27 protein-coding genes are annotated in these 26317 nt (G+C 49.4%); 21 read left to right on the top strand and 6 right to left on the bottom strand.

All coding sequences use genetic code 11. The annotated features are described in order from the left end of the window. Position 1 precedes the first annotated feature (1 nt). From iolC to NYE68_RS20915, 13 genes are all read left to right on the top strand, one after another. Complete coding sequence (gene iolC, locus NYE68_RS20975; RefSeq protein ID WP_324636209.1) at positions 2–994, top strand: 5-dehydro-2-deoxygluconokinase; 993 nt, start codon at positions 2–4, stop codon at positions 992–994. Between the two features lie 24 nt (positions 995–1018). Beyond that, positions 1019–2932, top strand: coding sequence for a 3D-(3,5/4)-trihydroxycyclohexane-1,2-dione acylhydrolase (decyclizing) (iolD, locus tag NYE68_RS20970; RefSeq protein WP_022554007.1), 1914 nt, complete (start codon positions 1019–1021; stop codon positions 2930–2932). 15 nt (positions 2933–2947) lie between these two features. Then, on the top strand, positions 2948–3844 hold the full coding sequence (gene iolE / locus NYE68_RS20965; RefSeq protein WP_163094128.1) for a myo-inosose-2 dehydratase: 897 nt from the start codon (positions 2948–2950) through the stop codon (positions 3842–3844). Between the two features lie 12 nt (positions 3845–3856). Beyond that, positions 3857–5152 (top strand): MFS transporter, encoded by a 1296-nt coding sequence (locus NYE68_RS20960; RefSeq protein ID WP_163094125.1) that lies wholly within the window; start codon positions 3857–3859, stop codon positions 5150–5152. Positions 5153–5174: 22 nt separating this feature from the next. Beyond that, complete coding sequence (locus NYE68_RS20955; RefSeq protein ID WP_015418570.1) at positions 5175–6209, top strand: Gfo/Idh/MocA family oxidoreductase; 1035 nt, start codon at positions 5175–5177, stop codon at positions 6207–6209. 19 nt (positions 6210–6228) lie between these two features. Further along, positions 6229–7098 (top strand): sugar phosphate isomerase/epimerase, encoded by an 870-nt coding sequence (locus NYE68_RS20950; RefSeq protein ID WP_007407833.1) that lies wholly within the window; start codon positions 6229–6231, stop codon positions 7096–7098. Between the two features lie 88 nt (positions 7099–7186). Further along, entirely contained in the window at positions 7187–8029 is an 843-nt protein-coding gene (iolI, locus tag NYE68_RS20945) for a 2-keto-myo-inositol isomerase (RefSeq protein WP_007407832.1), read from the top strand. A gap of 2 nt (positions 8030–8031) precedes the next feature. Next, positions 8032–8904: a class II fructose-1,6-bisphosphate aldolase gene (fba, locus tag NYE68_RS20940; protein ID WP_254003490.1), complete on the top strand. Its 873-nt coding sequence runs from the start codon at positions 8032–8034 to the stop codon at positions 8902–8904. 107 nt (positions 8905–9011) lie between these two features. Next, positions 9012–9701, top strand: coding sequence for a two-component system response regulator YxdJ (gene yxdJ / locus NYE68_RS20935; RefSeq protein WP_015418564.1), 690 nt, complete (start codon positions 9012–9014; stop codon positions 9699–9701). Continuing rightward, positions 9698–10675, top strand: coding sequence for a two-component system sensor histidine kinase YxdK (gene yxdK, locus NYE68_RS20930; protein ID WP_015418563.1), 978 nt, complete (start codon positions 9698–9700; stop codon positions 10673–10675). Before yxdJ ends, yxdK begins: the two co-directional genes overlap by 4 nt. 143 nt (positions 10676–10818) lie before the next feature. Beyond that, the gene (yxdL, locus tag NYE68_RS20925; protein WP_007614823.1) at positions 10819–11592 is read left to right on the top strand and encodes an ABC transporter ATP-binding protein YxdL; all 774 of its coding nucleotides are present in this window, start codon (positions 10819–10821) and stop codon (positions 11590–11592) included. Further along, the gene (yxdM, locus tag NYE68_RS20920) at positions 11567–13435 is read left to right on the top strand and encodes an ABC transporter permease YxdM (protein WP_053573895.1); all 1869 of its coding nucleotides are present in this window, start codon (positions 11567–11569) and stop codon (positions 13433–13435) included. Before yxdL ends, yxdM begins: the two co-directional genes overlap by 26 nt. A gap of 13 nt (positions 13436–13448) precedes the next feature. After that, a complete protein-coding gene (locus NYE68_RS20915) occupies positions 13449–13796 on the top strand; it encodes a YxeA family protein (RefSeq protein WP_053573896.1) in 348 nt (115 codons plus the stop codon). 40 nt (positions 13797–13836) lie between these two features. Here NYE68_RS20915 and NYE68_RS20910 read toward each other — a convergent pair whose 3' ends face one another. After that, complete coding sequence (locus NYE68_RS20910) at positions 13837–14799, bottom strand: iron-hydroxamate ABC transporter substrate-binding protein (protein ID WP_053573897.1); 963 nt, start codon at positions 14797–14799, stop codon at positions 13837–13839. Between the two features lie 129 nt (positions 14800–14928). Here NYE68_RS20910 and NYE68_RS20905 point away from each other — a divergent pair, with 129 nt between their 5' ends. Then, positions 14929–15321: a hypothetical protein gene (locus NYE68_RS20905; RefSeq protein ID WP_007407824.1), complete on the top strand. Its 393-nt coding sequence runs from the start codon at positions 14929–14931 to the stop codon at positions 15319–15321. 50 nt (positions 15322–15371) lie between these two features. Here NYE68_RS20905 and NYE68_RS20900 read toward each other — a convergent pair whose 3' ends face one another. Then, a complete protein-coding gene (locus NYE68_RS20900) occupies positions 15372–15734 on the bottom strand; it encodes a hypothetical protein (RefSeq protein WP_007407823.1) in 363 nt (120 codons plus the stop codon). 160 nt (positions 15735–15894) lie between these two features. Then, positions 15895–16281, bottom strand: a complete 387-nt coding sequence (locus tag NYE68_RS20895; protein WP_007407822.1) for a hypothetical protein — start codon at positions 16279–16281, stop codon at positions 15895–15897. Between the two features lie 110 nt (positions 16282–16391). Between NYE68_RS20895 and NYE68_RS20890 the strand changes: the two genes are divergently transcribed. The 7 genes from NYE68_RS20890 to NYE68_RS20860 all read left to right on the top strand — a co-directional run bounded on the left by NYE68_RS20890 (position 16392) and on the right by NYE68_RS20860 (position 22580). Further along, positions 16392–16811, top strand: a complete 420-nt coding sequence (locus NYE68_RS20890; RefSeq protein ID WP_007407821.1) for a DUF3255 family protein — start codon at positions 16392–16394, stop codon at positions 16809–16811. Next, positions 16801–17325: a hypothetical protein gene (locus NYE68_RS20885; protein WP_061046544.1), complete on the top strand. Its 525-nt coding sequence runs from the start codon at positions 16801–16803 to the stop codon at positions 17323–17325. The genes NYE68_RS20890 and NYE68_RS20885 overlap by 11 nt, the downstream gene beginning before the upstream one ends. 68 nt (positions 17326–17393) lie before the next feature. Next, positions 17394–18206 carry a sugar-phosphatase gene (gene yidA, locus NYE68_RS20880; protein WP_015240895.1) on the top strand — a complete coding sequence of 271 codons (813 nt, stop codon included), beginning with the start codon at positions 17394–17396 and terminating at the stop codon, positions 18204–18206. A 70-nt stretch (positions 18207–18276) separates the two neighbouring features. Beyond that, complete coding sequence (locus tag NYE68_RS20875) at positions 18277–19218, top strand: sugar-binding transcriptional regulator (RefSeq protein WP_007407818.1); 942 nt, start codon at positions 18277–18279, stop codon at positions 19216–19218. Positions 19219–19308: 90 nt separating this feature from the next. Continuing rightward, the gene (gene deoC / locus NYE68_RS20870; RefSeq protein WP_324636210.1) at positions 19309–19977 is read left to right on the top strand and encodes a deoxyribose-phosphate aldolase; all 669 of its coding nucleotides are present in this window, start codon (positions 19309–19311) and stop codon (positions 19975–19977) included. A gap of 92 nt (positions 19978–20069) precedes the next feature. Next, the gene (locus NYE68_RS20865) at positions 20070–21251 is read left to right on the top strand and encodes a NupC/NupG family nucleoside CNT transporter (RefSeq protein ID WP_004393280.1); all 1182 of its coding nucleotides are present in this window, start codon (positions 20070–20072) and stop codon (positions 21249–21251) included. A 27-nt stretch (positions 21252–21278) separates the two neighbouring features. Then, a complete protein-coding gene (locus NYE68_RS20860; protein WP_015418556.1) occupies positions 21279–22580 on the top strand; it encodes a pyrimidine-nucleoside phosphorylase in 1302 nt (433 codons plus the stop codon). 39 nt (positions 22581–22619) lie between these two features. On the opposite strand, the gene NYE68_RS20855 is transcribed toward NYE68_RS20860, so the two are convergent. From NYE68_RS20855 to hutI, 3 genes are all read right to left on the bottom strand, one after another. Beyond that, the gene (locus tag NYE68_RS20855) at positions 22620–24038 is read right to left on the bottom strand and encodes an amino acid permease (RefSeq protein ID WP_033574317.1); all 1419 of its coding nucleotides are present in this window, start codon (positions 24036–24038) and stop codon (positions 22620–22622) included. A gap of 70 nt (positions 24039–24108) precedes the next feature. Beyond that, the gene (hutG, locus tag NYE68_RS20850; RefSeq protein WP_033574318.1) at positions 24109–25059 is read right to left on the bottom strand and encodes a formimidoylglutamase; all 951 of its coding nucleotides are present in this window, start codon (positions 25057–25059) and stop codon (positions 24109–24111) included. Continuing rightward, positions 25052–26317 carry an imidazolonepropionase gene (gene hutI, locus NYE68_RS20845; RefSeq protein WP_254003480.1) on the bottom strand — a complete coding sequence of 422 codons (1266 nt, stop codon included), beginning with the start codon at positions 26315–26317 and terminating at the stop codon, positions 25052–25054. Before hutI ends, hutG begins: the two co-directional genes overlap by 8 nt.

Genomic DNA, 26317 nt, shown 5'->3' with positions numbered 1-26317 from the left:
GATGAAATATACATTTAATGAAGAAAAAGAGTTTGATATTGTCGCGATCGGGCGCGCGTGTATTGATTTGAACGCTGCGGAATACAACCGGCCGATGGAAGAAACGATGACGTTTTCTAAATATGTCGGCGGCTCCCCGGCAAATATTGCGATCGGCAGCGCCAAGCTCGGATTAAAAGCCGGTTTTATCGGCAAAATCCCGGATGATCAGCACGGCAGATTCATCGTTTCTTATATGCAGGGAAAGGGCGTTGATACGTCACAAATGACCGTTGACAGAGAAGGGCGCAAAGCCGGGATCGCTTTTACGGAAATTCTCAGTCCCGAAGAGTGCAGCATTCTGATGTACCGGGATGACGTGGCGGATTTGTATCTTGAGCCGTCCGAAGTCAATGAAGGCTACATCGCAAACGCGAAAATGCTGCTGGTGTCAGGCACGGCGCTTGCAAAAAGCCCGTCGCGCGAAGCCGTCTTAAAAGCGGTGCATATCGCAAAAAAACATGACGTAAAAGTCGTGTTTGAGCTCGACTACCGTCCGTATACATGGCAATCGGCAGAAGAAACAGCCGTGTACTACACGCTGGTGGCGGAACAATCCGATATCGTCATCGGTACGCGTGATGAATTTGACGTAATGGAAAACCGCAGCGGCGGAGATAACGATGAAACCGTCCGCCATTTGTTTGCGCACTCTGCTGACCTTGTCGTCATTAAGCACGGCGTTGACGGATCATACGCATACAGCAGATCGGGAGAAGTTTTCCGGGCGCACGCCTATAAAACAAAGGTGCTGAAGACCTTCGGTGCGGGTGATTCCTATGCGTCAGCCTTCATCTACGGACTTGTCAGCGGCCGGGATATTGAAACGGCTTTAAAATACGGGAGCGCTTCCGCTTCCATCGTCGTCAGCAAACACAGCTCCTCAGAGGCAATGCCGGCTGCCGGTGAAATTATCGAACTGATTGAAGCGCAGCACAGTCTTAACGGTAAATAGAACGTATAAAAGGTGGGATCGTTTGTGGGTAAGACAATTCGCTTAACGACAGCACAAGCGCTGATTAAATTCTTGAACCGGCAGTACATTCATGTTGACGGAAAAGAAGAGCCGTTCGTTGAGGGCATCTTCACGATTTTCGGCCACGGAAATGTGTTGGGGATCGGGCAGGCGCTTGAGCAGGACGCCGGGCACCTGAAAGTCTATCAAGGCAAAAACGAACAAGGCATGGCGCATGCCGCGATGGCATACAGCAAGCAGATGCTGAGAAGAAAAATTTACGCGGTATCGACATCAGTCGGTCCGGGTGCCGCTAACTTGACGGCTGCCGCGGGTACGGCGCTGGCCAATAATATCCCGGTGCTGCTGCTTCCGGCCGATACCTTTGCGACGAGGCAGCCTGACCCGGTGCTTCAGCAGGTGGAGCAGGAATACAGTGCCGCCGTCACGACAAACGATGCGTTAAAGCCCGTGTCCCGCTATTGGGACCGCATCACCCGCCCCGAGCAGCTGATGAGCAGCTTAATCCGGGCATTTGAAGTGATGACAGATCCGGCAAAAGCGGGCCCGGCGACAATCTGCATTTCTCAGGATGTAGAGGGAGAAGCATTTGATTTTGATGAAAGCTTCTTTGAAAAACGCGTTCATTACATTGACCGGATGCAGCCGAGCGAGCGTGAACTGAAAGGCGCCGCGGAAAAAATTAAGGAGAGCAGCCGTCCCGTCATTTTAGTGGGCGGAGGCGCGAAGTACTCCGGCGCGCGTGAGGAATTAATCGCGCTTTCTGAAACATACGGCATTCCGCTTGTCGAAACGCAGGCCGGCAAGTCAACGGTTGAAGCCGATTTCGCCAACAATCTGGGCGGCATGGGCATCACGGGCACACTCGCCGCAAACAAAGCCGCCCGCCAGGCTGATCTGATCATCGGTGTCGGCACACGGTACACGGACTTTGCGACATCCTCGAAAACAGCGTTTGATTTTGACAAAGCAAAATTTTTGAATATCAATGTCAGCCGCATGCAGGCTTACAAGCTTGACGCGTTTCAGGTCGTAGCCGATGCGAAAGTGACGCTCGGCAGGCTGCACGGCTTATTAGACGGATATAAAAGTGCATTCGGCACGGCGATTAAAGATTGGAAAGATGAATGGCTGGCTGAACGGGACCGGCTCGGCAAGGTCACTTTTACACGTGACGCGTTCGAACCGGAAATTAAGAACCATTTCTCACAGGATGTGTTAAACGAGTATGCCGACGCGCTCGAGACTGAGCTGCCGCAAACAACGGCGCTGTTGACCATCAATGACACGATTCCTGAAGACAGCGTCGTCATCAGTTCGGCGGGATCTCTTCCGGGAGATTTGCAGCGGCTGTGGCATTCCAACGTCCCGAATACGTACCACCTCGAGTACGGCTATTCCTGCATGGGGTATGAGGTATCGGGCACGCTCGGCCTCAAGCTGGCCCATCCCGACAAAGAAGTCTATTCACTCGTCGGCGACGGAAGCTTTCTGATGCTGCACTCAGAGCTGATTACCGCGCTTCAATATAACAAAAAAATCAATGTCCTGCTCTTTGACAACTCGGGATTCGGCTGTATCAACAACCTGCAGATGGATCACGGGAGCGGCAGTTATTTCTGCGAGTTCCGCACAGAGGACAATCAGATTTTAAACGTTGATTACGCGAAGGTGGCAGAGGGCTACGGCGCTAAAACATACAGAGCCAATACGGTTGAAGAACTGAAAGCGGCGCTTGAAGATGCGAAAACGCAAGACGTATCCACTTTAATTGAAATGAAGGTTCTGCCGAAAACGATGACGGACGGCTATGACAGCTGGTGGCATGTCGGCGTGGCGGAAGTGTCGGAGCAGGAAAGCGTTCAGCGGGCATACGAAGCGAAAGAGATGAAGCTGAAGTCTGCGAAGCAGTACTAGAGGGGAGGCATCACGATGGGCAAACAAGATATTCTGTGGGGCATCGCTCCCATTGGGTGGCGCAATGACGATATGCCGGAAATCGGAGCCGGGAATACGCTGCAGCATTTGTTAAGCGATATTGTTGTCGCCGGCTTTCAAGGTACGGAAGTGGGAGGGTTTTTCCCTGAACCCTCCGTCCTGAATAAGGAGCTGGCTCTCCGGAACTTACGGATTGCGGGGAAATGGTTCAGCAGCTTTATCATTCAAGACGGTATTGAAAAAACGGCTGAACAATTTACAGAACACTGTGATTATTTGCAGAAAGTCGGAGCGGATGTCGCCACCGTTTCTGAACAGACGTACAGTGTTCAAGGCTTGGACATTGATGTATTTAAGAAAAAACCGCACTTCACAGATGAAGAATGGGATATGCTGTGCCAAGGCTTGAACCGTCTCGGGAAAATCGCTGACGAATACGGGCTGGACATGGTTTTTCATCATCATCTCGGCACAGGCGTCCAGACGGCGGAAGAAGTTGACCGGCTGATGGATGGAACGGACCCGCGGTATGTCCATTTACTTTATGATACCGGGCATGCCTATATCTCGGACGGAGACTATATGACAATTCTCAACAAGCATATGGATCGGATCAGACACGTTCATTTCAAGGACGCGCGGTTTGACATTATGGAGCGGTGCAGACAGGAAGGCAAGTCATTCAGGCAGTCGTTTTTACAGGGCATTTTTACGGTTCCCGGAGACGGATGCATCGATTTTACCGAAGTGTACCGATCGCTCGTCCGTCATGATTATTCAGGCTGGATCGTCATCGAAGCCGAACAAGACCCGGCAGTCGCCAATCCGCTTGAGTACGCGCTGATTGCGAGAAAGTACATCGACAGTGAGCTGCTTGATCCTGCAAATTAGAGGGGGACTTATATGAATAATGCCAAGGCGGAATCAGCTTTCAGCAAAAGGACCATCGCCGCAGCATTAGCCAATTACATTGATGCAGGTTCCATTGTGGCAGGATCAGCGGGTTTATCTATGTGGGTCAGCTATTTAAAGCTGTCCGACAGCCAGATCGGATTGCTCGGCGCCTTCAGCGCAAACGCGATATCAGCGGCCATCGGAGCGCTGCTCGGCGGGTATTTGGCTGATAAGGTCGGCCGAAAAGCTGTATACACAAACAGTATGCTCGTCTACGCCTTAGGAATTTGTTTGGTTTTGTTTGGATTCAACTTTCCCATGCTGTTATGCGGATACATGATTATCGGGATTTCTGTAGGCGCGGATATTACGGCTTCATGGACCATTATCGCGGAAAACGCCCCCGAGAAAAACCGGGCGAGGCATTGCGGAGTGGCGCAGGTGGCGTGGGCCGCAGGAGCCGTTGTGGTTCTGCTGTTATCCGTTTTGGTCGGTGACCTCGGGCTTTTAGGAAATAAAATTGTCTTTGCGCATCTATTGGTGATCGCCCTGATCACATATGTGATAAGAAAGCGTTTACCTGAGTCGGATGCCTGGAAAAACAGTGAAGAGCGGCCTGCCGCCGTGAAAAAAACATCTTATTTTGACCTGCTTCAGCCGAAATTTTTCAAGAACATTTTGTTTTTAATGGGTGTGTTTCTCGTATGGAATCTCGCAGCGGGCGTCATGGGGTTCTTCATGCCGTACATCTACCAGCAGGTCGGCGGCGTATCCGCAAATACGGCCAACATTCTGCAGATGGCCCTGTTTATCTTCACCGGGCTCGGCGTCGCCTGTATCTTCATGCCTTTTGCAGATAAATATCGGAAAACGGTGTTCGGAATTTGCGCATTTATGGCCGTTGTCGGCTGGTCGCTGTTTTTACTGCCGTTTCAGGGGCTCCCGATGCTGCTTTTGTTTGTTTTAGCGATCGGCATCAATAACGGAGCCGGCCAGCAGGCGAACTACCAGCTGTGGGCAAGCGAGCTGTTCCCGACAGAATACAGAGCGTCAGCACAAGGGTTCATGTTCTTTCTCGTCCGTATTTCAATCGGCATTTGGAGTTTATTTGTGCCGGTCATCATGTCACAATTCGGCATCGGTTTTATGGCCGGTATTCTGCTCATATGTGTGACGGCCAGTATGATCATCGGGCTTGTCTTCGCGCCGAATACGTCCGGCAAGTCGCTTGAACAGATACAGGAGGAACTTTACGGCGCTCCTCAGGACGGCAGTGAGAAAAGAAAGACGAGAACCATTATTTGATTATCAGAAGGAGTGGCGATCAATGAATTTACGTATAGGTGTTATCGGAACCGGTGCTATCGGAAAAGAGCACATCAACCGCATCACAAATAAGCTGTCGGGTGCGGAAATTACCGCTGTCACAGATGTGAATCAGGAGGCCGCGCAGCAGACCGTTCAGGATTTCAATTTGAACGCCTCCGTTTATCCTGATGACGACAGCCTCCTCGCTGCTGAAAATGTGGATGCCGTCTTAGTGACAAGCTGGGGCCCGGCTCACGAGTCCAGCGTTTTGAAAGCGATTCAGCACGGCAAGCACGTGTTTTGTGAAAAGCCGCTTGCGACAACGGCAGAAGGCTGTATGCGCATTGTCGAGGAAGAAATGAAGACGGGAAAACGATTGGTGCAGGTAGGTTTTATGCGCAGATATGACAGCGGTTACGTTCAGCTGAAAGAAGCGATCGACAACCGCGTGGTCGGCGAGCCGCTGATGATTCACTGTGCGCACCGCAACCCGACAGTCGCATCGAATTATTCAACGGACATGGCCGTCGTCGATACGCTCGTTCATGAAATTGATGTCCTCCACTGGCTCGTCAATGACGACTATGAATCCGTACAGGTCATCTATCCGAAGAAATCAAAAAATGCGCTGCCGCATCTGAAAGATCCGCAGATGGTCATCATTGAAACAAAAGGCGGCATCGTCATCAATGCCGAAATCTACGTGAACTGTAAATACGGCTATGACATTCAATGTGAGATCGTCGGGGAAGACGGCATTATCAAGCTTCCGGAACCATCAAGCATCAGCTTGAGAAAAGAAGGGAAATTCAGCACCGATATCCTGATGGACTGGCAGCGCCGATTTGTGGCTGCGTATGATGTGGAAATTCAAGACTTCATTGATTCGATCCGGAATAAAGGCGAAGTCAGCGGTCCGACGGCATGGGACGGTTATATTGCCGCGGTGACAACTGACGCGTGCGTAAAAGCTCAGGAATCCGGACAGAAAGAGCCTGTGGCGCTGCAAGAGAAACCGGCATTCTACCAATCATTTACGACTGTGAACAAATAATAGATCGGGAGTGAAAGAAATGAAACTGGCCTTAGATCCATCCATGTACCGCGATGATTTAACGTTAGAAGAAATGGTCTATAAAACGGCGGAGCTCGGATACGAATATATCGAATTGTCCCCGCGCGAGGATTTTTGTCCTTTCTATAAATATCCGAAAGTCGATTCAGCAAAAATCAAACAATTGAAGCGCCTTTTAAAAGATACAGGTGTGAAGCTGTCTTCTCTTCTTCCGCTTTACCACTGGGCGGGTCCTGATGAAGACCGTCGTCAGGCCGCCGTGCGCAACTGGAAACGGGCGATCGAAATTGCGGTTGAACTTGAAGTGGATTTGATGAACAGTGAATTCAGCGGTTCAAAATATGATCCTTTGACAAGTGAAGAAAAATTCATCAAATCCATGGATGAACTGCTGCCCGTCTTTGAAAAAGAAGGCGTTAAACTCAATCTGCAGGCTCATCCATACGATTTTATCGAAACGCACAAAGGGGCGATGGATATGATCCGCGCGCTTGACAAGGATTGGATCAATCTTGTCTACTCGACTGCGCATACGTTCTTCTATGATGACGGCAAAGGCGATATTGCGACTATGTTTGATGAAGCCGGCGACCGCCTCACACATGTCTTATTTGCAGATACTTTTAATCATAAAGCGGCGCATGGCCTTCGCTATATCGTCAACCCGCCTGACGCGAAAGTAACGGTTCACCAGCATTTGGACATCGGGCAAGGCGAGGTTGATTTTGAGACGATTTTCAGAAAGATGAGAGAGATGAAATTCGATGGAATTGCGACGAACGCCGTTTTTGCTTGGGTCGGCGAAAGAGCGGATGAATCAAGCCGGACCACGCTTAAGAAATTAAAGGAAGAATTAGGCATGGCATAAGCTGAGTACGGAGTTCGGCGGAGCGGGGCAAACAAGCCCTCCTGCCGGACTCCCTTCATATCGAAAACGTTGGATGGGAGAGGCTGACATGAAACTTTGCTTTAATGAAGCGACTACGCTGGAGAATTCAAACCTGAAACAGGATTTAGAACTATGCGAAAAGCACGGCTATGATTATATTGAAATCCGCACAATGGATAAGCTGCCGGAATACTTAAAAGACCATTCACTGGCCGATCTGGCGGAATATTTTCGAACCCATCACATTAAACCGCTTGCCCTGAACGCACTGGTTTTCTTCAACAACCGTGATGAGAAGGGCTATAGGGAGATCATTTCAGAATTCAAAAGCATGATGGAAACCTGCAGGACGCTCGGCGTGAAATATGTGGTGGCGGTGCCGCTTGTGACAGAGCGGAAAATCTTGAAAGAGGAGATCAAAAAGAGCAGCATAGAGGTGCTGACTGAGCTTTCGGACATCGCGGAGCCGTACGGCGTAAACATTGCCCTTGAATTTGTCGGCCACCCGCAATGTACGGTCAATACATTTGAACAGGCGTATGACATCGTGAACGCTGTCGGCCGCGATAATGTCGGACTGGTGTTTGACAGCTTCCATTTCCACGCGATGGGCTCCAATATTGAGAGTTTGAAGCAGGCGGACGGAAAGAAAATTTTCATCTATCATATCGACGATACAGAAGACTTTCCGATCGGCTTTTTAACGGATGAAGACCGCGTCTGGCCTGGACAGGGTGCGATTGACTTAGACGCCCATCTGTCAGCGTTAAAAGAAATCGGATTCAATGATGTTGTCTCCGTAGAGCTGTTCAGACCTGAATATTATAAGCTGACTGCGGAGGAAACGATCAAAACGGCAAAGGAAACAACGGAAGCCGTCGTATCAAAATACTTCATGAAGGAGGCGTGAACATGGCTTTTGTCACCATGAAACATCTTCTTGCAGAAGCGAAACGGGAGCATTATGCAGTCGGCCAATTTAATATCAACGGCCTCCAATGGACAAAGGCGATTCTGCAAGCGGCACAAAAGGAGCAATCGCCGGTCATCGCCGCGGCTTCCGATCGTCTGGTCGACTATTTAGGCGGATTTAAAACGATTTCCGCCATGGTCGGCGCGTTAATGGAAGAAATGGCGATTACCGTTCCCGTCGTGCTCCATCTTGATCACGGAAGCAGTGCGGAACGCTGCAGACAGGCCATTGACGCCGGCTTCAGCTCAGTGATGATTGACGGCTCCCATCATCCGATTGATGAGAACATCGCGATGACAAAAGAAGTCGCCGATTATGCCGCTAAGCACGCCGTCTCAGTAGAAGCAGAAGTCGGCACGGTCGGCGGCATGGAAGACGGGCTGGTCGGCGGGGTCCGCTATGCCGATGTCGCCGAATGTGAGCGGATCGTCAAAGAAACCAATATTGACGCGCTGGCCGCCGCCCTCGGCTCCGTCCACGGCAAATATCAAGGTGAACCGAATCTCGGATTTAAAGAAATGGAGGCTATCTCCCGCATGACTGATATTCCCCTCGTTCTCCACGGAGCATCCGGGATTCCGCAGGATCAGATCAAAAAAGCCATCACGCTCGGCCACGCGAAAATCAATATCAACACGGAATGTATGGTCGCCTGGACAGACGAAACACGCCGCATGTTTCAGAAAAACGGTGATCTGTACGAACCGCGCGGCTACATGACACCCGGCATTGAGGCCGTGGAAGAGACAGTGCGAAGCAAAATGAGAGAGTTCGGATCAGCCGGTAAAGCCGTAAAACAGCAGGTCGGCTGATGAGAACGGAAACCGCCAAGATGGCGGTTTTTTTGTGCGGTGTTGCGCCCGTACGCCCGAAACGATTATGATGATGGCAGCAGTGTAAGAAACGGGAGTGGTTCAGTTTGAATAAAATCATGATTGTGGAAGACAGTGAAGACATTCGCGGACTATTGCAGAATTACCTTGAAAAATACGGATATCAAACCGTGGCCGCCGATGATTTCACGGCTGTTCTTGATGTTTTTTTGCGGGAAAAGCCTGATGTTGTGCTGCTTGATATCAATCTGCCGTCTTATGACGGCTATTATTGGTGCCGCCAGATCCGCCAGCACTCCACAAGCCCGATCATTTTTATCTCTGCCAGAAGCGGGGAAATGGATCAAGTGATGGCGATTGAAAACGGCGGAGATGATTATATCGAAAAACCGTTTTCCTACGATATTGTGCTGGCGAAAATCAAAAGCCAGATCCGCAGGGCATACGGAGCGTACGCCGCCAAGCAGGGAGAGAAAGTGGTTGAATATGCCGGTGTGCAGCTCTTTGTGGAACGGTTTGAACTGCGCTTTCAGGACGAAAAAAGCGAGCTTTCTAAAAAAGAAAGCAAGCTTTTGGAAGTGCTGCTGGAGCGGGGAGAAAAGGTGACGGGAAGAGACCGGCTCATGGAAAAAACGTGGGACACCGACATTTTCGTCGATGATAATACGCTTAACGTGTATATCACGCGGCTCAGAAAAAAACTGCGGGAGCTGAATGCGCCTGTTTCCATTGAATCGGTGCGGGGCGAAGGCTACCAGCTGAGGGCGCTGTCATGAAGCTGTTTCTCCGGTCTCATGCCGTGCTGATTCTGCTTTTTCTCCTTCAAGGGCTGTTTGTCTTCTTTTATTACTGGTTTGCGGGTCTTCATTCTTTTTCCCACCTGTTTTACATATTGGGCGTGCAGCTTCTTATTTTGGCGGGATATCTTGCCTATCGCTGGTACAAAGACCGGGGTGTGTATCATTGGCTCAGCTCGGAGCAGGAAGGGACGGACATCCCGTATCTCGGTTCTTCAGTGTTTTGTTCAGAGCTGTATGAAAAGCAGATGGAGCTGACCCGGATGCAGCACCAGAAGCTCCATGAGACCGAAGCCAAGCTGGACGCGCGGGTGACGTATATGAACCAATGGGTGCACCAAGTAAAAACGCCGCTGTCGGTCATTAATTTAATCATTCAGGAAGAGGATGAGCCCGTCTTTGAACAAATCAAAAAAGAGGTCCGGCAGATTGAATTCGGGCTGGAGACGCTTCTTTATTCTTCAAGGCTTGACCTGTTTGAGCGGGATTTTAAAGTTGAAGCGGTTTCCTTATCAGAGCTTCTCCAATCGGTCATTCAAAGCTATAAACGATTTTTTATTCAATACCGCGTCTATCCGAAAATGGATATTCGCGATGATCATCAGATTTACACCGATGCGAAATGGCTCAAATTTGCGATCGGCCAAGTGGTCACAAACGCGGTCAAGTATTCGGCAGGCAAGAGTGACAGACTTGAGCTGAATGTCTTCCGCGATGAAGACAGGACGGTGCTTGAAGTCAAAGATTACGGTGTCGGCATTCCCTCGCAAGATATCAAGCGGGTGTTTGACCCTTATTACACCGGCGAAAACGGACGGCGTTTCCAAGAATCTACGGGAATCGGCCTTCATCTCGTCAAAGAAATTACGGGCAAGCTCAATCATACGGTGGACATCAGCTCGTCCCCCGGTGAAGGGACATCGGTCCGATTTTCATTTCTTACAAAAATGTAAGGCTGCGTTAAGAAAACAACATAGCTCGTTCTGTTTCCCCTTGATAACATGGATTTATGTCAAGGGGATTTTTATGTTAAATGCCCCGGCACTACATGAAAGCAGCCCAGACCAACAAGAATAAAACCATAAGGAGGATTTTCATGGCGAATATGCTTGAAGTCAAACATATAAATAAAACCTATAAAGGACAAGTGTCCTATCAAGCTTTAAAACAAATTTCGTTTTCAATAGAAGAAGGCGGGTTCACGGCGGTGATGGGACCGTCCGGCTCCGGAAAAACAACGCTTTTGAATATCATTTCAACGATCGACCGGCCGGATTCAGGCGATATCCTGATTCACGGAGAAAACCCGCACCGGCTGAAGCGGACAAAGCTCGCTCATTTCCGCCGCAAGCAGCTCGGATTTGTGTTTCAGGATTTCAACCTTCTGGACACACTGACGATCGGTGAAAATATCATGCTGCCGTTAACGCTTGAAAAAGAGGCGCCGTCTGTCATGGAAGAAAAACTGCACGGCATCGCGGCAAAGCTCGGAATTGAAGACCTGCTCAACAAACGGACGTTTGAAGTATCCGGCGGACAGCGCCAGCGGGCCGCCATCGCAAGAGCGGTCATTCATAAGCCGTCACTCATTCTGGCCGATGAACCGACGGGAAACCTTGATTCCAAAGCGTCAAAAGACGTCATGGAAACGATGCAGAGCCTGAATCAGGATGATCATATCACGGCTTTGATGGTGACCCACGATCCGGTTGCGGCAAGCTACTGCCGCCGCGTCATCTTTATAAAAGACGGCGAACTGTTTAATGAGATTTACCGCGGGGAAAACCGCCAAGTCTTTTATGAGCAGATTCTTGATGTGCTGTCTATGCTGGGGGGAAACGCAAATGACCTTTCTTCAGTTCGCTTATAAAAACGTCACGAGAAACAAAAGGGCCTATCTTGCTTTCTTTTTAAGCAGCGCTTTTTCCGTTTTGATTTTCTTTACCTTTGCGATGTTCCTGTTTCATCCGGCACTAAAGGAAGGCTACCTGAATAACATCGCCAGAAAAGGCTTAACCGCCGCGGAATGGATGATCTTTGTTTTTTCTTTCTTATTTGTTCTGTATTCGGTTAACGCATTTTTGAAATCGAGAAATAAAGAATTCGGCATCCTGCTGATGCAGGGCATTACGCCGGTGCAGCTGAGAAAGCTCATTACGGCGGAAAACATGATCATCGGCGTCATGTCGATCGCAGCCGGGATTATCGGAGGCTTCATTTTTTCGAAAACGTTCTTTACGGTCGGCGCTTATATTTTAGAAATGGAGGCGCTGCCTCTGTACATGCCTTGGAAAGCGCTCGGCATTACGGCCGGCGGATTCCTGCTCTTATTTTTCCTTTTATCGCAGTTCACGATCCTTTTTGTCAGATCAAATACGGTGATCAAATTAATAAAGGGCACTGACAAGATCAAGCCGGAGCCGAAGCCGTCCGTGCTTCTGTCTATATTCGGCATCGCCTGCCTGTGCGGCGGGTACGGCATGGTCCTTAAAGGCAATGTCCACGGGACTCAACCGTTTATCATTTTGCTGCTTACCGTCATCGGCACGTATTTCTTTTTCAGCCAAAGCAGCATCTGGATTCTGCGCGCGCTGAAGAAGTGGAAAACCTTTTATCTGCGCGGGAAAAATGTCATTTGGGTTTCTGATCTTGTTTATCGTTTAAAAGACAATGCCCGCCTGTTCTTTATCGTCAGCATTATTTCCGCGGTAGCGTTTACGGCGACGGGCGTGCTCGCGATGTACAAATCGACCGTCGGGGCGGAAGAGTCCGCTTATGAGATGGAGTATTTATCTTACAGCAATAATCCAAAAGAACAGACTCATTTGAAAAAAATTGACCATGAACTGAAAACACACGGCTTTACGTATAAGAAAGACAAAATAAATGTTTCCTATGTCCGCTATCAGGAAGGAGATACTGTTCCCCCTGTTTACATGATCAGCGAATCGGATGTGTCAACATACTTCCATGTCAAGCTGAACGGCCTGAAACATGATGAGGCTGTCTATTTTCCGAGTACGTATGACCGGAATTTCAAAAACAAAGCACCGGATCAGCTGAAGCTGCTGAACCAAAAAGGCAAGCCGTCTGACCAAAAACTGACGGTAAAAGAAGTCGAAAAACCGCTGATTTCATTAAATGCCATCATCGCGGTGAACGATCAAACCTTTGATCAGCTTAAATCACTCGGTGAAAAAGCGTCATTATACGGCTACAGCTATGATCATTGGAAAGACAGTCTTGGGATCAGCCAATCCTTGAAAAATGAGATTTACGGCAACTATATCGACGTGCATTCTGATTTTATGGCAAAAGCCGGGACGTACTATGATACGGTGCAGCTGCCGAGCCTGAGTTTATTTATCGGCCTGTTTATCGCAATTGTATTCTTTGTCGCGGCAGCAAGTTTCTTATATTTCAGGCTGTTCACTGATTTAGATGAGGACCGGGAGCGCTATCGTTCACTGGCTAAAATCGGCCTGAGTGAGCGTGAAATGGCACAAAGCGTGACGATACAATTGGCGATTCTCTTTTTCTTTCCTTTCGTCATTGCCGTCATGCATACGCTGTTTGCCTTGAGAACATTGGCCGTGGAAGGCTATTCCGATGTAGCGGGGCCGCTCAGTCTGACCATCGGAGGGTTTTTCATCTTTCAGCTTCTGTTCTTCCTCACAGTGCGGTCAAGCTATTTGAAAAAAATGAACAAGTAAGGGGAGTGCACAGATGAAAAAAGCATTGGCAATCCTGGCCGTCTTGGCGGCCGCTGCCGTCATATACGGAATTCTCTTTTTTCATAATGATGTTACAGACAGATTTAATCCGTTTATTCACCAGCAAGATGTTTATGTACAGATTGATCGAGATGGCAAACATCTTAGCCCGGGCGGTACTGAGTATACATTAGACGGATATAACGCATCCGGGAAAAAAGAAGAAGTGACCTTTTTCGCCGGGAAAGATCTTCGGAAGAACGCGTATTTGAAAGTGAAGGCGAAAGGAAAATATGTCGAGACCTGGGAAGAAATCAGATTTGAAGATATGCCGGGCTCCGTACAGTCAAAATTAAAGTGAACAGGGAAAACGGCACAGTGTCATGACTGTGCCGCTTTTTTTATTTTTTATTTTCTTCAGCCCGTTTGATCAGCATGTCGGTGATGATATCCATCTGTTTGCTGACGGCAATCGGGTCATACGGATAGAAGGTGTTGAAATCGTTGATAAAGACACGATTGTGTTTTACGGCATCGAGATTTTTCCAAACGGATGAATCTTTCAGACGCTCAAATGTTTTGCTTTCTCCATTCGGATTGTAATCGGTAATGAACATATAATCAGCCGCATATTGAGGGATGACCTCTTGGGAAACCTGTTTCATGGCGCCCGTTTTCATGATGTCTTTTTCAATTTTGGCCGGCGCTTTCAATCCGAGCGCGTTATAAACGGCTTGGCCGCCGCGGCCGGAATTGTCATTGAAAATCCAGATTTCGCCTTTATCCGTCGTTTCATAAAGGCCGACTGTCTCGTCTTTGCCGATCACGTTTTTGAGGCGCTTTTGATTCGCTTCGGCTTTTTTGTTGAAGTCTGCCATAAAGCTTTTGGCTTTATCCTTCGCCCCGGCAATGTCGCCGAATAGGCTGACCGTATCTTTCGTATTCTTTGCGGTGTTAAAAGGAATGACAATCGTCGGTGCGATTTTCGATAGTTTCTCGTATTGGTCTTCCTTCATCAGCACGATTAAATCAGGCTTCAGCTGCATCACTTTCTCCACATTGACGGGATTGCCGATGTCAGTAATGTTTTTCAGCTGTTTTTTGATAAACGGATTTTTGAAAGTCCATGAGCCCGCCCCCACGACATTTGCGTCAACGGACAGCAGCTCACCTGCATAAAAGTCAGTGACGATCCGCTTCGGATGTGCGGGTATGTCAATATTCCCTTTTGTTGATTCATATGTACGCATGTCTGTCTTTCCTTTGCCTGATGCCGATCCGTTGTTTTCCTTCGCGCCGCTGCAAGCGCTTAATGCGAAAACAAGCAGAAGTGCCAGGCCGATCAGCCATGATTGCTTCTTCATAATGATCCCCCTATTTCAGTGATAATGATTATCATTATTAATATAGCAGGAAGACGTCATTCCGTCTATGTTTTTTATAGAAAACCTTCCTTGATTATCCATGTTATAGTAGTAAAGGAGGAGGAATGAATGTTGATTACGAAAAGAGGGACTTGGTGGGAAGTGCTGCACAGCTGGTGGCTGCTGCTGACTTTTGCGCCGTTTGCGCTGACCGCTTTCTTGGCATTTTTCTATATCGGCTACCGGGCCAAGAACAAAAAATGGCTGAAATACGGACTTATCTATTTTATTATTTTAGCAATTGCTTTTGTGCTGCCGAGCACGCCGGGCGTGTATATCGTGCTGCCTTTATGGGTCATCTCCATCATCCACGGGCTGAAAGTGCGGGCGGCTTATTTGATACAGCTTGATGTGTTTAAACAAAACGTCGAAGCAAGAGCGTTTGAAGCGGTAAGGCATGAGGCTGAAGCAAAATTCGGCGGAAAACCCGCTCATCGCATTGATCTGACAAAACAGAGATAAAAACAAATGACAAAGCCGGTATCTCGCGCTTTGTCATTTGCATGACCGGCCTATTGCTGGTATGAATGCTGCTGAAACGGTGTGTGATGCTGTGTTTGCGGGAATGAAGAAACATTAGCGTTTGCCATCGGTGCAGGCATGTGTCCGCTTACTTCCTGCTGAAGCTGATTGCACACATTCACGATTTGCTGGCATTTTTGAATGGCCGCTTCATGCCCCTGCAGCGCTTGCTGAATGGTATGAACGGCATGCTGTTCATGGTTAAGCATCTGCTGAAGCATTTGAATGTTTTGCTGTTCCTGCTGGAGCATTTGCTTGTACTGCTGACTGCTTTGCTGTGTCTGCTGAATAAGCTGCTGTGCTGTTTGGCGGCATTGCTGCAGCTGATTTCCGCTGTATTGGTTTTGATACATCATGAAGACCTCCTGGAGTGATTGATTTTACACATTTATCATGTGAAAGAATAGGAGAGGCATTCATGCAAGAAAAGGATTCAAATATTTACCTGTTATGTACAGAGCGGAATACAAGGCTCGGGATGGCCTGTCGAGCTTTGTATTCCGGCCCTTTTTCTCAGAAGCCGCCTTCTGTAGCGTGAAAAGGAATATTGAGTCTGTTTTCGACTGCGCGCAGGCGCTGATTCAAACGGTTTAAGCGGCGGGTATGGATTTCAATGGACTGGCTCAGCCGTCTGATCTGCTCATTCATACGCGTGATTTCCCGGTTTTGGCGCTGGTCTTCTTGTGAGAGGCGGGTGAGCTCTCTCGTTTGCTCGGCGTTTTGTCTTTCAAGCTGGGCAACTCTCCGTTCTAAACCTGTCGGCTGCCGTTCTTCGGACTGAGGGGGCGCATAATAATAGCTTTCCTGCTGCTGATACGGCTCATACTCAACGCGGTTCACTTCGTATTCCTGCTGCTGAGGGAAATAGGCAGGCGGGGTGTAGTACTGATATGGGTTCATTCATCATTCTCCTTATCTAGTGAAGTCTTTATACACTATGTAGTCAATTGCACAGTGCCACGGCATCCGCCTAAGTTACAGGCGTAAAAAAGCTTCAAAGGAAGGTGATCATGTTGCGGAACATACGGATTTTCATCATGACGGTTCTTGTTTTCGGATGCGTCATGATAACAGGCTGCTCGCAAAAGAAAGCAGACGATACCCCTTTTTATTACGGGACATGGGATGCGGGGCTGAAGCCGGGCCCGATGGACGGGGTCAGATCTGAAACCGTCACGTTTACGAAAGACAGCGTGCTGACAAAGCAGGTCATTCAAGGCCGCGGCGAGGTTGCCATGCCCTCAGATGTGTACAAGGTGATCTCACAAAACACGGACGGGACGATCGAGATTGAATACCTCGGCCATCCGCACCCCGTCAAAAGCACGTTGAAAAGAGGAAAAAACGGTACGCTCATTTGGAAGATATACGGAGAAACAAAAACAATGACAAGAATAAAAACCGGCGGGGAGGATGCACATGAGAAATAAGGCTGCCGACAGACTCGTTTTGACGGGTGTCATCGTACATATCATTCAATGGTTTTCACTGTTATGGTTATTTTTTATGCTTTTTGATCAGTTCGGGCGTTTTACCATTTACAATCCCAATGTCGTCAACGGAAGCATGCAGTCTTTTTCATTCTTTGATATGATGCGCGCTCTTCTGTTTTCCGGCACGCTGCGGAATACGCTCCTGCTGTTTCTGTTTGCGGCGCTGCTCATTTACTTGTGGGTGAACGCTCTGTTTATCCTGCTGGAAATCGTTTCTTATATCATGATCAGGCGGAACAGCCGTTCATTATGGGCATACTTTCCCGCAGCGATGGGAATAAAGCTTGCCCTTCTGGACATAGCGGCCGTCCCTTTCTTTGCGGCGGGGCTGATGCTCTTGAAGCAGAAAACAGATGACGGCGGCGAACAAGCTGACAAGGGGAAAAGACGGCCCCGCATCCGGAGGCAGGCCCGGTATACGAAGAGAAGGCGGAGAAACTCGTCCGTTTGATTTTTCATTGAAACGAAAAAACGATATGATGAAAGCATAAGAAGAAAAGGATACAAAGGAGATGCAGGATGTACAAGTTAATCGCAATAGATATGGACGGAACACTACTAAACGATCATCATGAAGTGACGGCTGAAGTCCGCGGGGCGCTTGATGCCGCCAAAGCGGAAGGGGTCAATATCGTCCTGTGCACGGGCCGGCCGATCGGCGGCGTGCGTCGGTATTTGGAAGAGCTGAACTTACAGGAAGAAGGCGACTTTGTGATTGCCTATAACGGCGCACTCGTCCAAAATACGTATACAAACGGTGTCGTGGCCGAGCAGTCATTAGGTTATGAGGATTTGAAGTCGCTTTACGAGCTGAGCTTACAGCTGGATACTCCGATGCATTACTTTGACACAGCCAATCTGTACACGCCGAACCGGGATATCAGTGAATACACGGTATACGAATCATACATTACGAAAGTGCCGCTTCATTTCCGCACGATCGATGAAGTGCCGAAGGATATTCTGATTCCGAAAGTCATGTTCATTGACGATCCGGACAAGCTGGAGAAAGCGATCGCTTCCATTCCGGAATCATTCAAGGAAACATACACAATGGTCAAAAGCGCGCCATTCTTCCATGAGATTCTTCACCCGAAAGTCAGTAAAGGAAACGCAGTCAAGCTGCTGGCCGAAAAACTCGGCATTGAACAGAAAGACGTCATGGCAATCGGCGATAACGGCAACGACATGTCCATGATTCAGTGGGCCGGCTGCGGTGTGGCAATGGCCAATGCCATCCCGGAAGTAAGGGAGATAGCTGATTTTGAAACGAAATCAAATAACGAACACGGCGTGGCGCATGCGATTCAGGAGCTTGTGCTGAAAAAATAGGCACCCCATCAGAGGGTGCTTTTTTACCGCGTGTTTTGGTGATATGATAAGCGGAGAGGGGAGGCGCGACATGGATCGTGAAAAACAGCAGCTCAGCATAGAAGCGGCAAAACTATATTATCAATCAGATTACAGCCAGCAGCAGATCGCCGAACGGCTTGATCTGTCACGCCCCACCGTTTCAAGGCTGCTGCAGTACGCAAAGGAAAAAGGGTATGTTCAAATTCGCGTCATGGACCCGTTTGAGGATCTGGACGAACTCGGCGCGAAGCTGGAAGAAAAATACGGGCTGCTTGAGGCGCACGTCGTCTTTTCTCCAAGCGACGATTACCAGGCCATTACACATTACTTAAGCCGCTATGGCGCAGACTATATGCATAAAACCGTAAAGGACGGCGATATACTCGGCGTAAGCTGGGGGACGACGATGTACCAGATCGCAAGCCGCATGGAGCCGAAGCAGGTAAAGAGCGTTGAAGTCGTGCAGCTGAAAGGCGGCATCAGTCATTCCAATGTCAATACGTACTCGTCAGAAACGATTCAGCTGTTCGCCGAAGCATTTCAGACCATGCCGAGGTATTTGCCGCTGCCGGTTATATTTGACAGCGCCGATGTGAAACAGATGGTCGAACGGGACAGACATATTAAGCGGATCATTGAAATGGGCAGACAAGCCAATATCGCCCTGTTTACGGTCGGAACCGTCCGGGATGAGGCGCTGCTTTTCAGACTCGGCTATTTCCGGGAAGAAGAGAAACAATTGCTGAAAGCACGCGGAGTCGGCGATATTTGTTCGCGCTTTTTTGACGAGGAAGGCAGGATTTGCAGCAGCAGCATTAACGGCAGGACGATCGGAGTCGAGCTCAGCGACTTGAAAATGAAAGAGCGTTCGATTCTGGTGGCGGGCGGCAGCAGAAAATGCAAGGCCATTCACGGTGCCCTGAAAGGAAAGTACGCCAACGTTTTGATTACCGATCAGCATACGGCCAAAAAACTCATTCAAGAATTGTGACAATTCATGAACATAATTTCAATTACCAATTTACATATGTTCAAAATTCGGTTATTCTAAACGTATCCTAGGAAAAAGGAAGTGCATACAATGTCAATTGCAAGTCAAATAGACCATACTGCTTTGAAACCGCATACACAAAAAGCGGATATTTTACAACTGATAAAAGAAGCAAAAGAATATAAATTCGCTTCCGTTTGTGTAAACCCGACTTGGGTCAAACTCGCAGCGGAGGAACTGAAAGGCACTGGAGTTGACGTTTGCACCGTTATCGGATTTCCTCTCGGCGCAACGACATCGGAAACAAAAGCATTTGAAACGAAGGATGCCATCTCAAAAGGAGCCACTGAGGTTGACATGGTCATCAATATCGGCGCATTAAAAGACGGCGATGATGAAGCGGTTGAAGCTGATATCCGCGCGGTAGTTGAAGCAGCTGATAAAAAAGCACTCATCAAAGTGATCATCGAAACATGCCTTTTGACAGATGAAGAAAAAGAGCGCGCGTGCCGCTTGGCGGTATCCGCAGGCGCAAATTTCGTCAAAACGTCTACCGGTTTTTCTACAGGCGGGGCAACGGCTGAAGATATCGCTCTCATGAGAAAAACAGTCGGACCGGACATCGGGGTCAAAGCATCAGGCGGCATCAGAACAAAAGCTGATGTTGACAGCATGATCGCTGCGGGCGCGAGCCGGATCGGCGCAAGTGCGGGCGTCTCTATCGTGAGCGGCGGAGACAGCGGCAGCAGCGACTATTAATCAGCAGTGCGGAAGCTGAAAGCTTCCGCCATCCTCTTTCTTTGTTGATGCATAAAAAATTGTAAGCGAATACAAATAAAAGGAGAACACATATGAAGTATCTCATCGGAATTATCGGAATCATTGTGTTTTTAGGTCTTGCCTGGCTTGCCAGCAACGGCAAAAAAAGAATCAGAATCCGGCCGATCGCCGTCATGCTCGTGCTGCAGCTGATTCTCGGTTATATTCTCCTCAACACCGGTATCGGGAATTTTCTTGTCGGCGGTTTTGCAAAAGGATTTAACTACTTGCTGGAATATGCATCAGAAGGGATTAACTTTGTATTCGGCGGGCTTGTGAATGCGAAACAGACGACGTTCTTCATGAGCGTGCTTCTGCCGATCGTCTTTATATCCGCTTTAATCGGAATTCTGCAGCATTGGAAGGTCCTCCCCTTCATCACGAAGTATATCGGTCTTGCGTTAAGCAAGGTGAACGGAATGGGGAAAATCGAATCTTACAACGCTGTCGCATCCGCGATTTTAGGGCAATCAGAAGTCTTTATCAGTTTGAAAAAACAGCTCGGTTATCTTACTGAACAGCGCTTATATACGCTTTGCGCATCCGCAATGTCGACGGTCTCAATGTCGATCGTCGGTTCTTACATGATGATGCTGAAGCCCGAATACGTCGTGACGGCGCTTGTGCTGAACTTATTCGGCGGATTTATCATCGCTTCTATCATCAACCCGTACACCGTCAGCAAAGAAGAGGATTTGATCGTCGTTCCTGAAGAAGAAAAGCAATCCTTTTTTGAAGTGCTCGGTGAGTATATAATGGATGGATTCAGAGTCGCCGTCGTTGTAGCGGCGATGCTGATCGGATTTGTCGCACTCATTGCTCTGGTCAACGGCGTTTTTAATGCGGTCTTCGGCATTACATTCCAGGCGCTGCTTGGATATGTCTTCGCGCCGTTTGCGTTTTTAACCGGTATTCCGTGGAATGAAGCGGTGAGCGCTGGAAGCATTATGGCGACGAAAATGGTATCGAATGAATTTGTGGCGATGCAGACACTCTCATCCGGCGATTTCCATTTCAGTGCGCATACACAGGCAGTGGTATCTGTATTCCTTGTCTCATTCGCGAATTTCTCTTCTATCGGAATCATTACCGGTGCGGTGAAAGGGCTGCATGAAAAACAAGGAAACGTCGTCGCGCGGTTCGGGCTGAAGCTGCTGTACGGCGCAACGCTCGTCAGCTTCCTGACAGCGGCGATCGTCGGATTGATTCACTGAACATAAATGAAGGACAGGTGATAGATCATGAGAATGGTAGATCTTATTGTAAAAAAACAAAATGGAAAAGAACTGACAACAGAAGAAATTCAATTTTTCGTAAAAGGATACACGGACGGAAGCATCCCTGATTATCAGGCAAGCGCGCTGGCTATGGCGATTTACTTTCAGGATATGACGGATCAGGAGCGCGCCGATCTGACAATGGCGATGGTGAATTCAGGAGAAACGATTGATCTCTCCGCCATTGAAGGCATTAAGGTCGACAAGCACTCTACGGGCGGGGTCGGCGACACGACAACTCTCGTACTCGCACCGCTCGTCGCGGCGCTCGGCGTTCCCGTTGCTAAAATGTCCGGCCGCGGTCTCGGCCATACGGGGGGAACCATTGATAAGCTGGAAGCGATCGAAGGCTTCCACGTGGAATTGTCAAAAGATGAATTCATCAAGCTTGTGAACCGCGACAAGGTAGCCGTCATCGGACAAAGCGGCAACTTGACGCCTGCCGATAAAAAGCTGTATGCGCTGCGTGATGTAACGGGTACAGTGAACTCCATCCCGCTGATCGCAAGCTCAATTATGAGTAAAAAAATCGCCGCCGGAGCAGATGCCATCGTGCTTGACGTCAAAACGGGCGCCGGCGCGTTTATGAAAACGGATGAAGACGCCGTGAACCTCGCCAAAGCAATGGTCCGCATCGGAAACAACGTCGGCCGCCAGACGATGGCCGTGATTTCTGACATGTCGCAGCCGCTCGGTTTTGCGATCGGGAATGCCCTGGAAGTACAAGAAGCCATTGATACATTAAGAGGGGAAGGGCCTGAAGACTTAAACGAACTCGTCCTCACGCTCGGCAGCCAAATGGTCGTATTGGCGAAAAAAGCTGAGACATTGGAAGAAGCGAGAACGAAGCTGCAGGAAGTCATGAAAAACGGCAAAGCGCTTGAAAAGTTCAAAGAGTTCCTGAGCAATCAGGGAGGAGACGCTTCCGTTGTTGACGAACCGTCCAAACTTCCGCAGGCGGCGTACAAAATTGACGTTCCGGCAAAAGAAGCGGGTGTCGTTTCAGAAATCGTCGCTGACGAAATCGGCGTCGCAGCGATGCTGTTAGGCGCGGGACGTGCGACAAAAGAGGACGAAATCGACCTTGCCGTCGGCATTATGCTCCGCAAAAAAGTCGGTGACAACGTCGAAAAAGGCGAGCCGCTCGTCACCCTTTACGCCAACCGCGAAAACGTTGAAGACGTGACCGCCAAAGTCTATGACAACATCCGCATCTCAGAAAAAGCGGAAGCGCCGAAACTGATTCATACGCTGATTACGGAATAAGAGAAGAAAGGCACATACCTCATCAGTATGTGCCTTTTTTTATGGCATGGTTTTATCCAAATGAATGTCGCGGACGGATTGTTTCGGCTGTTTCTTTCTCAAAAAACGAATGAGATAGCACAGGATCATACAAGGAATTCCGCAGAAGAGGGCGATTCTTTGATTGGGATCAAATGCAAGGCCTACGCATGAAGCGAAACATAAGATCACAGCGGCGATCGGAACGAGAGGGTATAACGGTGTGCGGAAGGTCAGATCCGAGACGCATCCGCCGTTTTTCACATAATGTTTTCGAAATAACAGCTGAGACAGTGCGATGCTCATCCACACCACGACGCCGGCAAATCCGGCTATTGCGACAAGCACCACGTAGACCGTGCCCGGGGCGGCGATGCTTGAGATCAAGGATATGCAGGAAACGGCCATGCTGGCGAGCAGAGCATTCAGCGGAATGCCTTTCGGCGTGACTTTTTTGAACCGGGCGCTGATCATGTTTTCATTCGCAAGAGACCACAGCATCCGGGTGGAAGCATACAGTCCGGAGTTGGCGACCGAAAGCAAAGCCGTTAAAATCACGAAATTCATGATATCTGCGGCGTATGGGATACCGATTTGGGAAAAGACCGCGACAAACGGACTTTCAATCACACCGGCTTCCTTCCAGGAGATCAGTCCGGACAGCACAAAAATGGCGCCGATAAAAAAGATGACCGTTCTCCAGGCGACATTTCGGATCGAACGCGGAATATCTTTTGCCGGATTGGCGGTTTCGCCAGCCGTAATGCCGATCAGTTCCGTTCCTGAAAAGGCGAAGCTTACGGAAATCATTGCGATGAAAACCGCAAGAAAGCCGTTCGGAAACAGTCCGCCGTGTGAGGTGAAATTCGACAGCATCGGAGCTTCACCCGAACCGTGCAATGAAATCAAACCGAACATCGCGGCGCCGCCTAAGATGATAAATAAAAGGATGGTGACGATTTTGACGCTTGAAAACCAAAACTCTGTTTCTGCAAACAATTTAACGGAGAATGCATTGGCGGCAAAAAGGAGAGCCGCGAAAATCGCGCTCCACATCCAGACGCTGCTGTGGGGAAACCAGCGCTGCATGAGGATACCGGAAGCTGTAAACTCCGATCCTACCGTCACCACCCAATTCACCCAATACATGATACCGACCATAAAACCCGTGGACGGCCCGATAAACGTTGTCGCATACGTTTGAAATGAACCGGTCACAGGCATGGCTACTGACAATTCTCCGAGACACTGCATGACAAGATACATCATCAAGCCGCCGATCAGGTAAGCGGCGATCGTCCCGCCCGGCCCGGCCTGGCTTAATGTATACCCTGTGCTCAAAAACAGCCCCGTGCCGATGACCCCTCCCAATGAAATCATAAATAAGTGCCTGCTTTTCATCGTGCGCTTTAATTGATTGCCGCCTTGATCAACATCCATCGTGATCTCCCCCTTTTTGCGTGGCGTGAGAACCTTCCGGCAGCCGAGAGCACGCGTGCCGGATTTGACTTTAACGTGACAATTTAAATCCCTTTAATGCATGTAAAATGACGTGTGCGGCTGCCCGGCTTGTCATATCGCGAAAATCAAGTGTCGGATCAACCTCAACGATCTCAATACCCGAGATGTCAGCCTCCTGGGCTAAAAACCGGACCGCCTGAAGCAGTTCTTCGGTATACAGGCCTCCTGGGCCGATCGCGGGGCAGCCGGGCGCATGAGCTTGATCCAGCACATCCATATCAACCGAAATAAAAATGGCGTCGGCTCTTTTTTGAACGGTTGGCAAGACCTCTTGTATCGTTCGGAGGAGCCCTTTCTCCCGGATCATCTCCATTGTATGCACGTCTGCCTGCCGTTCTTTTACATATTGTTCGTATGCCAAGCTGTTGCTGAACTCCCTGATTCCAAGCTGAATCAGGTTTTGTCCGCTTATGATATTTTCATCTAACAGCCGGCGGAATGGCGTGCCGTTTGTCGGTCCTCCGTCTTCTGTGTTGCGGACGTCGTGGTGGGCGTCGAATTGAAAGACGGCTGTTGTTCCTTTCGTTTCCGCAATGGCTTTAATGGTGGAATAACTAATGGAGTTGTCGCCGCCGAGAATGACGGGCACCCAGTCAGGCTGGTCCGTCAGAATGTCATGAATGGTCCGGTAAATGTGTTCGTGAGATGTGACGACATCCGTGACGTGAATCTGAATATCGCCGATATCGTAAAGATGGTCAATGACATGCTCCCGCAGCTCCGCGGAATAAGCGGAAATCCCGCCGAGCGCCCGGCGGATCGCACCGGGTGCAAAGCAGGCGCCGGAATGGCTGATTGACGACTTAGAAAGCGGAACGCCGATCAAAGCCGGCCCTTTGATCGGTTGTCCCGCCCACGCTTCCGTCACATCGCCGATCCTTGTCACATGGCGGTCGTTGAAGAGGGAGCCGGCTTTTTGCAGAAACGGATACTTATCCAAGAGCGGCTCCCTCCCTTGAGACAACCGTCTTTCCATTCTTGATGACACGGTGTACATGATTGACGCCGTAATGATACGGGATATACATGTAATTCGGCGCTTCCCAAATGACAATGTCAGCCGCCCGTCCGGCTTTAATTTGTCCGGCCTCTTCGCCTTTTCCGATCGCATACGCGGCATTAACGGTGACAGCGTGCCAGATTTCTTCTGCGGTCATTTTTAAATGAAGCGCGGCAATCGACATAATGAGCTGGAGATTTTCCGTCGGTGAGCTGCCCGGGTTGAAGTCAGTCGCCAAACTGACCCGTACGCCCGCATCAATCATCTCCCGGGCTCTCGCATAAGTGTGTTTGCCGAGATAGAAAGTCGTGCCCGGCAGCAGGACGGCGATCGTTCCGGAGGCCGCTAGCCTTTCGATGCCTTCGTCAGACGCCCCCACCAAATGATCGGCAGAAACAGCATGCAGCTCTGCCGCCAATTCCGCGCCGCCGAGCGGGTCAATCTCATCAGCATGGATTTTCAGGCCGAAACCGGCTTCAGACGCCTTTTTCAGGTAGTCCCGTGACTGGCTGACGGTAAAGACGCCTGTTTCTGTGAAAATATCGGCAAATTGCGCGAGGCCTTTTTCTTTTATTTCAGGCAAAAGCTGCAGCATGCGATTCAGAAATTCGTCAGGGCTGTTCCGGTACTCAGGCGGAATGGCGTGTGCCCCCATAAAAGTTGTGACAAGGTCGACCGGCTGGCGTTCGCCCAGTTTTTTGGCCGCGGTCAGCTGTTTCAGCTCCGTGTCTTTGTCGAGTCCGTACCCGCTTTTTACTTCCGCCGTCGTGATGCCGTATGACAGCATGCGTCCGAGGTGAAAAAGCCCTTTTTTAATCAGTTCTTCTTCGGAAGCGGCTTTCGTGTCTTTGACCGTTGACAAAATACCGCCGCCTTGCGCCAGAATATCCAAATAGGACATGCCCTGAATTTTTAAATTCAGTTCTTTTTCCCGGGACCCTCCGAATACAAGATGGGTATGGGGATCGACGAGGCCGGGGGTGACGAGCCGTCCCCCGCAGTCGATGATGTCTCTTGCCTCGTATCCTTCCTCCGCTCCTTGATGTCCGGCAAAAACAATGCGCCCGTCGGAAATGCCGATGACGGCATCTTCCGTGACACGAAGATCCTGCATGCTTTCGCCTGATCGGGGGCCGCCGGATTCCATCGTCAGCAGCTGGCCGATGTTGGTGAGTAGGGTATCTATTTGTTTCGGCAT

It is taken from the genome of Bacillus sp. FSL R5-0447 (genome assembly GCF_038606125.1).
Lineage (GTDB): Bacteria > Bacillota > Bacilli > Bacillales > Bacillaceae > Bacillus > Bacillus velezensis.
This window is presented reverse-complemented; position numbering and strand designations above follow the sequence as displayed.

What these genes read in the sequence shown, in the direction of transcription:
- yxdL (WP_007614823.1), top strand. Translation starts at nt 10,819, where the DNA reads ATGGCGAATATGCTTGAAGTCAAACATATAAATAAAACCTATAAAGGA.
- NYE68_RS20865 (WP_004393280.1), top strand. Translation starts at nt 20,070, where the DNA reads ATGAAGTATCTCATCGGAATTATCGGAATCATTGTGTTTTTAGGTCTT.
- yxdK (WP_015418563.1), top strand. Translation starts at nt 9,698, where the DNA reads ATGAAGCTGTTTCTCCGGTCTCATGCCGTGCTGATTCTGCTTTTTCTC.
- NYE68_RS20890 (WP_007407821.1), top strand. Translation starts at nt 16,392, where the DNA reads ATGTTGCGGAACATACGGATTTTCATCATGACGGTTCTTGTTTTCGGA.
- NYE68_RS20895 (WP_007407822.1), bottom strand. Translation starts at nt 16,281, where the DNA reads ATGAACCCATATCAGTACTACACCCCGCCTGCCTATTTCCCTCAGCAG.
- NYE68_RS20860 (WP_015418556.1), top strand. Translation starts at nt 21,279, where the DNA reads ATGAGAATGGTAGATCTTATTGTAAAAAAACAAAATGGAAAAGAACTG.
- fba (WP_254003490.1), top strand. Translation starts at nt 8,032, where the DNA reads ATGGCTTTTGTCACCATGAAACATCTTCTTGCAGAAGCGAAACGGGAG.
- yidA (WP_015240895.1), top strand. Translation starts at nt 17,394, where the DNA reads ATGTACAAGTTAATCGCAATAGATATGGACGGAACACTACTAAACGAT.
- iolC (WP_324636209.1), top strand. Translation starts at nt 2, where the DNA reads ATGAAATATACATTTAATGAAGAAAAAGAGTTTGATATTGTCGCGATC.
- NYE68_RS20915 (WP_053573896.1), top strand. Translation starts at nt 13,449, where the DNA reads ATGAAAAAAGCATTGGCAATCCTGGCCGTCTTGGCGGCCGCTGCCGTC.
- NYE68_RS20900 (WP_007407823.1), bottom strand. Translation starts at nt 15,734, where the DNA reads ATGTATCAAAACCAATACAGCGGAAATCAGCTGCAGCAATGCCGCCAA.
- yxdM (WP_053573895.1), top strand. Translation starts at nt 11,567, where the DNA reads ATGACCTTTCTTCAGTTCGCTTATAAAAACGTCACGAGAAACAAAAGG.
- NYE68_RS20950 (WP_007407833.1), top strand. Translation starts at nt 6,229, where the DNA reads ATGAAACTGGCCTTAGATCCATCCATGTACCGCGATGATTTAACGTTA.
- deoC (WP_324636210.1), top strand. Translation starts at nt 19,309, where the DNA reads ATGTCAATTGCAAGTCAAATAGACCATACTGCTTTGAAACCGCATACA.
- hutI (WP_254003480.1), bottom strand. Translation starts at nt 26,317, where the DNA reads ATGCCGAAACAAATAGATACCCTACTCACCAACATCGGCCAGCTGCTG.
- NYE68_RS20855 (WP_033574317.1), bottom strand. Translation starts at nt 24,038, where the DNA reads ATGGATGTTGATCAAGGCGGCAATCAATTAAAGCGCACGATGAAAAGC.
- iolI (WP_007407832.1), top strand. Translation starts at nt 7,187, where the DNA reads ATGAAACTTTGCTTTAATGAAGCGACTACGCTGGAGAATTCAAACCTG.
- NYE68_RS20905 (WP_007407824.1), top strand. Translation starts at nt 14,929, where the DNA reads ATGTTGATTACGAAAAGAGGGACTTGGTGGGAAGTGCTGCACAGCTGG.
- NYE68_RS20955 (WP_015418570.1), top strand. Translation starts at nt 5,175, where the DNA reads ATGAATTTACGTATAGGTGTTATCGGAACCGGTGCTATCGGAAAAGAG.
- NYE68_RS20960 (WP_163094125.1), top strand. Translation starts at nt 3,857, where the DNA reads ATGAATAATGCCAAGGCGGAATCAGCTTTCAGCAAAAGGACCATCGCC.
- NYE68_RS20875 (WP_007407818.1), top strand. Translation starts at nt 18,277, where the DNA reads ATGGATCGTGAAAAACAGCAGCTCAGCATAGAAGCGGCAAAACTATAT.
- NYE68_RS20910 (WP_053573897.1), bottom strand. Translation starts at nt 14,799, where the DNA reads ATGAAGAAGCAATCATGGCTGATCGGCCTGGCACTTCTGCTTGTTTTC.
- iolE (WP_163094128.1), top strand. Translation starts at nt 2,948, where the DNA reads ATGGGCAAACAAGATATTCTGTGGGGCATCGCTCCCATTGGGTGGCGC.
- NYE68_RS20885 (WP_061046544.1), top strand. Translation starts at nt 16,801, where the DNA reads ATGAGAAATAAGGCTGCCGACAGACTCGTTTTGACGGGTGTCATCGTA.